This window comes from Qipengyuania sp. L-5Y (assembly GCF_056859455.1).
Genome location: NZ_JBSXOM010000032.1, coordinates 569,307 through 579,196, shown reverse-complemented (window position 1 = coordinate 579,196; position 9,890 = coordinate 569,307). Strand labels below are relative to the sequence as shown.

The window sequence follows — 9,890 nt, the reverse complement described above, 5'->3', positions numbered from 1 at the left end:
GACCTGGACGATCACCACGCCGCTGGCGAGGACGAACAGGGCAAGCAGGAACACCCAGTAGGTGGCGTTCTGGCTGGCGGGAATGAACATCAGGCAGCCGACCATCATGGTCAAAAGGCCGGCCACCGCGCCGCGCATGTAGCCCAGCTTCTTGACCAGCTTGGCCCCCGGGATACCGATCACGAGATAGGCGGCGAAGAAGCAGAACTGCACCAGCATGGCCTGCGTGTAGTTGAGCGTGAACAGCTCCTTCAGCTTGGGGATGATGACATCGTTCAGGGACGTGATGCCGCCGAAGATGAAGAACAGACCGAAGACGAAATAGTTGAGACCCGGCGCCTTGATCCCTTCGCCATCCTCGACAACCGCCGCAGGATCCGTGCTCGCTGCAACATCAGGGGCCAGTGCCATCTCTACATTCCTCCCAGGTGTGCCCTGTCCGACGGGCCTTATCCGCTATCGGATAGCCAAGAATGTAACCGGTTGCACGAAATTTCTGGCCCCGCGCCGTGCGAACGCCTAGCCCTCATTTCAGGAGGTAGAGATGATCGGGTCATATTTGCGCAATCGTGGCGGACGGGCGGCCTTGGGCGCTTTGTTCCTCGTGCTCGTTCCAGCAGGCGGCCTTGCCGCGCAGGACGATGTGTCGCATCGGCAATGTTCGCCCGACGGGCGGCTCTGTTTTACGCTGACCACGGTGGACGGCGCGCCGACCTATTCCGTCGACCGCGACGGGGCGCCGGTCATCGATGCCTCGCAACTGGGTTTCCTGCTTCGCGGTGCGGGCAAGTGGGGCAGCGGCATCACGCTCGGCGATCCGGTGCGCTCCAGTGCGGACGAAACCTGGGAACAGCCTTGGGGCGAAAGCCGGTTGGTCGTCGATAAACACAATGAAATGCGTGTTCGGATGACCGAACAGGGCAAGATCAAACGCTCGATTGACATGACTATCAGGGTGTTCGACGACGGTCTGGGCTTCCGCTTCGCCTTTCCCGATCAGCCGCAGCTCACCGATGTGATGATCGATGAAGAACTTACCGAGTTCGCGATTGCCGGCGATGCGGAAGCATGGTGGATCCCCGCAGGTGAATGGAATCGTTACGAATATCTCTACAATCACACCCCGGCCAATCAGGTCGGCACGGCCCATTCGCCGATCACTTTCCGCCGCTCGGACGGCCTTCACATCGCGCTCCACGAAGCGTCGCTGATCGATTATTCGGCCTTCTGGCTGCAACGCATCGACCACCAACGCTTCCGCACCCGCCTCGCTCCATCCTCGCAGCCTTGGAAGGTGCGGCGGGAGGCGCCCTTCGAAACGCCGTGGCGGACCATCCTGATCGGCGAGGACGCGCCGGCGCTTTATGCAGCCGCGGACATCATTCTCAACCTCAACGAGCCCAACCGGTTGGGCGATGTCAGCTGGGTCAAACCCCAGAAATACGTGGGTATTTGGTGGGGAATGCATCTCGACAAATGGAGTTGGAACGCGGGACCCAAGCACGGCGCGACCACCGACAACGTACTCGAATACATCGATTTCGCGGCCGACCATGGCTTCGGCTCGGTCCTTGTCGAGGGCTGGAACGAAGGCTGGTGGAGCGAGAGCGGACGCAATTTCCAGTTCGCCGTAGCCTATCCCGATTTCGACATGGACCGCATTGCGAAATACGCGCGCGAAAAAGGCGTCGAGATCATGGGGCACCATGAAACTGCCGGGAATGCAGGGCTTTACGAACGCCAGCTCGAAAAGGCTTTCGATTACTACCAGCGCTATGGCGTTCATTCGGTAAAAACCGGCTATGTCGCGGACGCCGGCGGCGTCCTGCGCGAAGATCCCGATGGGACGGAGCAATGGGAATACCATGACGGACAATACATGGCCCGCCATCACGTCCACGTGGCTGAACGGGCCGCGGAGCACCACATAGCCATCAATGCCCACGAGCCCATCAAGGATACGGGCCTCAGGCGGACCTACCCGAACCTCGTCACCCGTGAAGGTGCGCGGGGGACCGAATACAACGCCTGGGGCGAGCCGCCCAATCCGCCCGAGCACGAACCGACCTTGCTCTTCACTCGCATGCTTTCGGGGCCGTTCGACCTGACGCCGGGCATTGTCAGTCTGGAAGGCCGCGACGGCCGCGCCATCCCGAACACGCTGGCCCGCCAGCTAGCCGATTACGTGGTGATTTACTCGCCCCTCCAGATGGCAGCCGACCTGCCGGAAAACTACGCGAAGCATCCCGATGCGCTGGCCTTTATCGAACAGGTCCCCGTCGATTGGGAACAGACGCGCGTCCTGGCGGGCGACATCGGCGAATACGCGATCGTCGCGCGCCAGCAGCGCGGCGGTGAAGACTGGTGGATCGGCGGCGTTACAGATGCCGAACGCCGCGAAATCCCGATCGATCTGTCTTTTCTGCCAAAGGGCAAGCGCTACACCGCAGAAATCTGGCGGGACGGTGAGGGCGGCGGGATCGACGGCGATCCTTTTGCCATGGTTCGAGAAACACGCGAGATCATCGGCGGCGACACTTTGACACTAACGATGGAGGCGGGCGGGGGCTTTGCCCTATCTCTCCGTCCGGCAAGCTAGACCGGCGACGTCCGGCCGAGTGCCTTAGCGAACCTTCCCCGCCGCAGCAGTGTGAACCTTCCCGGCCTCGACCGCCGCACAGCTCGTCAGGGCAATGGATGCGAGCAGCGCGAGGGCTGGGGGGCATGGAAGCCGGGAAGGTTCATGCGATTACTCCGTGAGGGTAAAGGTTACCGGAGTACTCGCCTTCGCGCCCGATGAAGGCGCGATCCAGAGTCGGTATTCGCCAGGTTCCCACCCATGCGACATGTCTGCACGGGTGAACGCGAGGTCTTCGGGGCGCAGGGTAAAGGATACCGTCCGGCTTTCACCCGGTTGCAGCGCTATCTTTTCGAAGCCCTTCAGTTCCTGCACCGGCCGGGTAACCGATCCGACAAGATCGCGCACATAGAGCTGCACCACCTCATCGCCTGCCCGCGTGCCCGTGTTGGTGATCGTGGCAGTAGCGGTGATCGAACCCTTGGGTCCCATCGACGAGGCCGACAGCGTTGCCGGCGAATAGCCGAATGTCGTGTAGCTGAGACCGTAACCGAAGCGGTACAGTGGATCATTCGGCGTATTGAGATAACGCGAAACGTATTTTGCGCCCGGCTCCCCCAGTTCAATGGGACGACCGGTATTCTTCATGTCGTAGTGGATCGGCGCCTGCCCCACATTGATGGGGAAGGTGATCGGCAGTTTGCCCGAAGGGTTGTAATCACCGAACAGCACATCTGCGACCGCGTGGCCGCCCTGCGTGCCCGGATACCAGGCATGCAGAATGGCGGGAACGTTGTCGTTTGCCCAGGTGATCGAATTGGGCCGACCGCTCATCATCACCAGCACGACCGGTTTGCCCGTTGCAACGAGCTGTTCGAGCAAGGCCTGCTGATTGCCCGGCAGGTCGAGCGAGGTACGGCTGGCAGCTTCGCCCGTCATGTCCCACTTTTCGCCCATGACCGCGACGACAACGTCCGACGATTTCGCCAGCGCAAGCGCTTCGGCAAAGCCATCGGTTTTGCCTTTGTCGCCGAACTCGTAGCTCGCGCCCTTCGCGTACTGGACCGTGACACCGTTTCCGGCACGGGCCTTCATGCCCTCAAGCACGGTGACCGGTCGGGTCTCGCGATCACCGGCTGCCGACCAGCTGCCGATCATGTCGGTCTTGCTGTCCCCAAGCGGGCCGATCACGGCAATTCGCTCCGCATCGGCGGCCAGCGGGAGCACATTGCCATTGTTCTTGAGCAGAACCATCGATTTGCGCGCTACGTCGCGCGCAGCTTCGAGAAATTCCGGCTTGTACAGCGTTGCTTCCTGCCGCGCCTCGTCGGCATAGCGGTAGGGATCTTCGAACAGTCCGAGGCGATATTTCATTTCGAGCACGCGGCGCACCGCGCGGTCGATATTCGCCTGGCTCACGCGGCCTTCTTCGACCGATTTCACCATGTTTTCCATGAACACGGCGCCCTGCATGTCCATATCGACGCCGGCATTGAGCGCCTGTTCGCCAGCCTGTTCGAGATCCTTGGCGTAACCATGCGGGACCATCTCGTTGATGGAGGTGTAGTCGGTGACGACAAAGCCATCGAAGCCCCATTCATCGCGCAAGACGTCGGTAAGCAGGAATTTGCTGCCGCTGGCTGGCACGCCGTCGTATTCGTTGAACGACGTCATGAAGGTTGCGACCCCTTCATCGACTGCCGCCTTGAAAGGCGGGAGGTAGACATCGCGCAGCGTACGTTCGGAGATATCGACCGTGTGATAGTCGCGGCCGGCCTGGGCTGCCCCGTAAGCGGCAAAGTGTTTCGCGGTTGCCAGAACCGTGTCGACGGCCCTCAGATCGTCGCCCTGGTAGCCATGCACGCGTGCCTTGGCGACTTTGCTGCCAAGGTAGACATCTTCCCCGGCGCCTTCCGAAACGCGGCCCCAGCGGGCATCGCGCGATACATCGACCATGGGGGAGAAAGTCCAGTGTATCCCTTCGGCTGACGCTTCCGCGGCCGATACGCGGGCCGATTTCTCGACCGCATCCATGTCCCAGCTCGCCGCTTCGCCGAGGGAGATCGGGAAGATGGTGCGGTGGCCGTGGATCACATCGTATCCGAACAGCAGCGGTATTTTCAGCCGAGTGCCTTCGACAGCCATCCGCTGCAGTTCGCGCGTATAATCTGCGGTATAGGCATTGAAGATCGATCCCACGCGCCCTGCTGCGATATCCTGCTGATAGCCTTCGCGCATGGTCGGACCGGTCGATTCCCAATCGCTGGTGAGCAGCGTCAGCTGGCCGACCTTTTCTTCAAGAGTCATCCGCCCGATCAGATCATCGAGAAAGGCGTCCATTTCTGCATCGCGCGCGGCCCAGGATGGCTTGGCGGGCTCGATCGGCACTGCAGTGGACGAAGCGCTGGAGGATGGCGGGGGTGCCGATGCCACGCCCGTAGTGGCGCAACCGGCAAGTGCCAACGCGCTGACGCCCGCAAGCACACCTCGCTGCAATGAACGCATGTAATTCCTCCCATTTGGACTTCTGACTATATTCACGATGAAGAGCCGCCCCAAGGGAATCGCCTCTTCCGATCTGTCTATACATCGATCATGAAACCGGTTACAACATTGCTCGTCAAATGTCGATTCGGTTACGCGGCAGGCAATGCCGCGAGCCTGAGCGGTCGAGCCGAGACCGCGATTTTGGGGAGGAATTACCGATGAAGTTTCCGCATATGAATCGTTCGGCGGTTGCTCGCCGCATGGCTCTGGCTCTTGTTCAGGGTAGCGCCATGGGTGCGCTGGCGATCGGCCTTGCTGCGCCGGCGCATGCGCAGGAATCCAATGCATCGCTACGCGGTCAGATTACCGGCGGCGCCACCCAGGTTGCTGCGGTCAGAGTGGATACGGGCGTGACCCGCACCGCCACGATTGCTGCCGACGGGCGGTATAACTTCGCGTCCCTCGCGGCGGGAACCTATCGTCTCGAAGTTACGACGCCCGACGGTGTGCTTCAGACCGACACCTTCCAATTGTCGGTGGCGCAGGATGCTGTCCTGAACTTCGATGTGGGCGAAATCGCCGCAACGGAAGCACCCGCCGCCGCCGATGATGGTGCAGACGATGTTGCTGCTGGCGACAATGTCATTCTGGTGACGGGCGACCGCATTCGTACGCTGGAAGGCGGCGAAGTCGGCATCAATATTTCCCAGCGGCTGATCGAACAGATCCCGCAGACAAACCGCAACTTCCTGGCTTTTGCCGATCTTGCGCCGGGCGTTCAGTTCATCGACGGGTTTGGCGGCGACCGCCGGCTTCAGGGCGGTGCCCAGAACAGCAGCTCGGTGAATGTGTTCATCGATGGCGTGAGCCAGAAAGACTATATTCTTCGGGGCGGCGTAACCGGACAGGATTCAACGCAAGGCAACCCGTTCCCCCAGGCGGCGATCGGCGAATATCGCGTCATCAGTTCCAACTACAAGGCGGAATTCGACCAGGTCGGATCGGTCGCAATCACCGCTATCACGAAGTCGGGCACCAACGAGTTCCATGGCTCCGGTTTCATCGATTTCACCAACCAGAGTTTACGGGCTGCACGCCCGATCGAATTGTTCGGGGAAAATCCGCAAGGGAAAACCGAAAGCAGGGATCTGCAGTACGGCGGTACCCTGGGCGGGCCGATCATCCGCGACAAATTGTTCTTCTTCGGCACGTATGAAGGCAAGGAGATCATCACGCCGCGCGACGTGACGCCCGGCCTTGATCTGTCCACGGGCTTCTTCCCCGGCGAATATCAGGGTGCGTTCGGCACGTTCAGCGAGATATTCAACGAAAACCTCTATTTCGGAAAACTGGACTTCACGCCCAATAACTCCGACCTCTTCCAGGTTTCGGTCAAGTATCGCGACGAGGATGGTGAAGATTTCGGTAGCGGTACGGCTGCCTACAGCACGCGCACAGTCACGAGCGTGAAGGAATGGCGCGGTCTCGCGCGGTGGGAACACACCTCCGACAATTTCATCAACGATCTGAAGATCACTTACGAAGATGTAACATGGAACCCGCGGCCGTTCTTACTTGAGCCGCGAAATATCTTCCGTGCCGTGATCGAAGAGGACGGCGTCCGGCGCGAAGGCACTGTGCTTCAAACCGGTGGCGGTCGAAACTTCCAGGACAAAGGCCAGGATGGCTGGCAGGTCTCCAACGACTTCACTTGGACGGGCTTCGAGCGGCATACAATCAAGGCCGGGGTAAAAGCTAAGTGGGTCACTCTCAACTCGACCCAGCAGAACAGCTTCAACCCTCAATACACATATAACGTCTCTTACAACCCCGCTGATCCCACGACACCAAACAGCGGCGCTTTCAACGACGCCATTCCATATGAATTGAATTTTAGCACGATCGTGCCGGGCGACGATGTGTCGCTTAATTCAGAGACTTTCCAGTTTGGCGCCTACATTCAGGACGACTGGGACGTCACGGATCGGCTGACGCTCAATCTCGGCGTTCGCTGGGACTTCGAGCGCACGCCAGATTTCCTCAATTACGTGCACGATCCGGCGCGAGTGGCGGCTGTTCAGCCGGAAAACTATCCCAATCTCATCAACGCCAATTACGACATCAACGATTACATCTCGACCGGCACCGAACGAAAAGTCTTCTATGGCGCGATCCAGCCACGGCTCGGCTTTTCTTACTGGCTGGATCCTGATGGCCAGTTCGTCCTTTTTGGCGGTTACGGCCGCTCTTACGACCGCAACCAGTTTGATTTCATTCAACAAGAGCTCGTACAGGGAGCGTCGTTTGGGCGAACATTCATCTTTCAGAATGCCGGTGACCCTCGCGGCGATTGCACGGCCAGTCCAACCTGCATCCCGTTCGACCCGATCTATCTGACGGAAGCTGGGCGTCAGCAGCTAATCGACGGAGCACCTCCGGGTGCTGGCGGCGAGCTCCGCTTTATCGATAACGATCTGAAGCTGCCTTATTCGGACCAGTTCAGCCTGGGTGTTCGCAGCACGTTCGATCTCCTCAATCTCGAGGTCGGATATCGTCATATCGCCAGCCGCGATGGATTTGGATATCTGCTCGGTAATCGTCGCCCGGATGGAAGCTTCTTTCCGTCCGAAGGCAATCCGGACTCGCCTTTCGGTACTCCACCAAGTCCGTATGGTGCTATTCTAATTGGTACTAACGGCATCAACACCGATGCAGATTCCGCGTATCTCAAGTTTGGGAAGCGTTACACGGAACAGTCACCGTGGTCGATCGATGCAACCTACACCTTCACGCTGGCCGAAGAAAATCGTCGCTTTGGCGAGTATTTCTCGCTCGATTTCCCATCTTTCGACGATTATCCCGTTATCCGGTCGGCGGGCGTACGCAAGCATCGTTTCGTTATGGCGGGTACGGTAGATCTTCCGCTGGACTTTACTCTCGGCAGCAAGTTCCAGATCGCATCGCCAGCGTATCAGCAGGCTTTCGTTTCCGTAGCTGGTGATCCAAATTCCCGCGATGTCGTGGCAGTCGAAAACGATGCAAATGGCGATCTGTGGGGTTTCCGACAGTTCGACCTTTCGTTGACCAAGTATTTCAACATCGGTCTGATCAACGACGACACTCGCCTGTGGGTTCGCGCAGACGTGCTCAATGTGTTCGATGATCGCAATTACAACGGTTTCGACGCGGTGACTGGAGCGCGCAACTTCAATAACTACAGCACCGACGGTTTCCCGAGGACGATCAAGGTCTCTGCAGGCTTCGACTTCTAATCGGGTCGCAACTAGGTGTGCCGCACTGTCCTCCCGGTGCGGCACATCATAACGATTTGAGTTTATCATGAGATTTTCCGCAGCTTCAGCTGTCGCCCTGTCTTTAACCCTTGCTGCCTGCGCCAATTTCGATCCGCCTGCGTCTTCTGGCCCCGCATCGAACGATGTGGCTGCTTTCTCCGAAGATCTGACACAGCGCACATTTCGGTATTTCTGGGATACTACCGATACCGAGCGGTGCCTGGCGCCGGACCGGTGGCCCAGCAACCCGTTCTCCTCGATCGCTGCGACAGGCTATGCCCTCACCGCCTTTGGCGTCGGTGCTGAACGTGGCTACGTTTCGCGCAACGATGCAGCCCAGCGTACGCGAGATTGTCTGGAATTTTACTGGAATGCCCCGCAGGGGCCCGCAGTCAGCGGAACGAGCGGTCACAAGGGTTTCTTCTACCATTTTCTGAACAACGAAGATGGCACGCGGCGCGGCAATACCGAACTTTCTACAGTCGACACCGCGCTGCTCCTCGGCGGCGTTCTATTCGCTCAAAGCTACTTCGACCGCGACACAGCCGTGGAACGCGATATCCGCGATCTCGCGGAGAAGATCTACCGGCGGGTCGACTGGACTTTCGTTCAGCGCGAAAACAGCACCATTCCATCAGCCAATGGCGGGAGCGGAAAGGCGATCGCCATGGGGTGGTACCCCGAACGCGGGGAAGGGGGCGACTTTGGTACGCATGACTGGATCGGCTACAACGAAGGCATGCTGGTTTACATACTGGCAGCAGGATCGCCCACACATCCCGTTGGCAAGGAAGCTTGGGATCAGGCCTGGGCCATGGATCTCGAGAAGGACTGGGGCACCTACTACGGTTACGAATATCTCCAGTTCGAGCCTTTGTTCGGACACCAGTACAGCCACGTCTGGATCGATTTCCGTGGCATCCAGGATGACTTCATGCGTTCGAAGGGCATCGACTATTTCGAGAACAGCCGGCGCGCCACGTTGAGCCAGCGGGCCTATGGTGCCGACAATCCCAATGACTGGAAGGACTACAGCGCCAGCATCTGGGGATGGACTGCGTCAGACGGGCCAGCTTCATCGGCGGGCCAGTACACCGTTAACGGCAAGTCCCGCACCTTCCTGACCTATGCTGCGCGCGGCGTCAGTGCCATTCGCGTGGTCGATGACGGCACCATCGTCCCGACGGCAGCGGGCGGGTCGATACCCTTCGCGCCTGAGGTTACCATCCCGGCGCTGATGAGCATGAAGGCCAAGTACGGCGATCGCCTCTACACCGATTACGGCTTCAAGGACGCCATCAACCCCAGCTTTACGTTCGTGGACGCCGGGTCGACGACGGGCGATACCGATCCGGTCAAAGGCTGGGTCGCGCGCGATCATCTCGGCATCGACCAGGGCCCGATCCTGGCCATGTTGGAAAACCAGCGCACCGGCCTCGTATGGGCGACGATGCGTAAGAACCCGCACATCCGCCGCGGCCTGGAACGGTCCGGGTTCTCCGGGGGCTGGCTGGACGATACCGAACGGTAAG

General features: G+C 59.6%; 4 protein-coding genes and 1 pseudogene. 3 read left to right on the top strand and 2 right to left on the bottom strand.

Annotated elements, in window-relative coordinates; all coding sequences use genetic code 11:
* A pseudogene (locus AC13F2_RS16610) lies at positions 1-411 on the bottom strand (glucose/galactose MFS transporter); the annotation flags it as partial.
* A 133-nt stretch (positions 412-544) separates the two neighbouring features.
* Here AC13F2_RS16610 and AC13F2_RS16605 point away from each other — a divergent pair.
* A complete protein-coding gene (locus AC13F2_RS16605; protein ID WP_482964798.1) occupies positions 545-2,599 on the top strand; it encodes a glycoside hydrolase family 97 protein in 2,055 nt (684 codons plus the stop codon).
* 150 nt (positions 2,600-2,749) lie between these two features.
* On the opposite strand, the gene bglX is transcribed toward AC13F2_RS16605, so the two are convergent.
* Positions 2,750-5,083 (bottom strand): beta-glucosidase BglX, encoded by a 2,334-nt coding sequence (gene bglX / locus AC13F2_RS16600; RefSeq protein ID WP_482964799.1) that lies wholly within the window; start codon positions 5,081-5,083, stop codon positions 2,750-2,752.
* 200 nt (positions 5,084-5,283) lie between these two features.
* Here bglX and AC13F2_RS16595 point away from each other — a divergent pair, with 200 nt between their 5' ends.
* Together AC13F2_RS16595 and AC13F2_RS16590 are read left to right on the top strand one after the other, a co-directional pair.
* Positions 5,284-8,337, top strand: a complete 3,054-nt coding sequence (locus tag AC13F2_RS16595; RefSeq protein ID WP_301641524.1) for a TonB-dependent receptor — start codon at positions 5,284-5,286, stop codon at positions 8,335-8,337.
* 67 nt (positions 8,338-8,404) lie between these two features.
* A complete protein-coding gene (locus AC13F2_RS16590; RefSeq protein ID WP_482964800.1) occupies positions 8,405-9,889 on the top strand; it encodes a glucoamylase family protein in 1,485 nt (494 codons plus the stop codon).
* The last annotated feature ends 1 nt before the right edge of the window (position 9,890 follow it).

Excerpts from the sequence above, each read along its gene's own strand:
- bglX (WP_482964799.1), bottom strand. The coding sequence starts at position 5,083 with ATGCGTTCATTGCAGCGAGGTGTGCTTGCGGGCGTCAGCGCGTTGGCA.
- AC13F2_RS16595 (WP_301641524.1), top strand. The coding sequence starts at position 5,284 with ATGAAGTTTCCGCATATGAATCGTTCGGCGGTTGCTCGCCGCATGGCT.
- AC13F2_RS16605 (WP_482964798.1), top strand. The coding sequence starts at position 545 with ATGATCGGGTCATATTTGCGCAATCGTGGCGGACGGGCGGCCTTGGGC.
- AC13F2_RS16590 (WP_482964800.1), top strand. The coding sequence starts at position 8,405 with ATGAGATTTTCCGCAGCTTCAGCTGTCGCCCTGTCTTTAACCCTTGCT.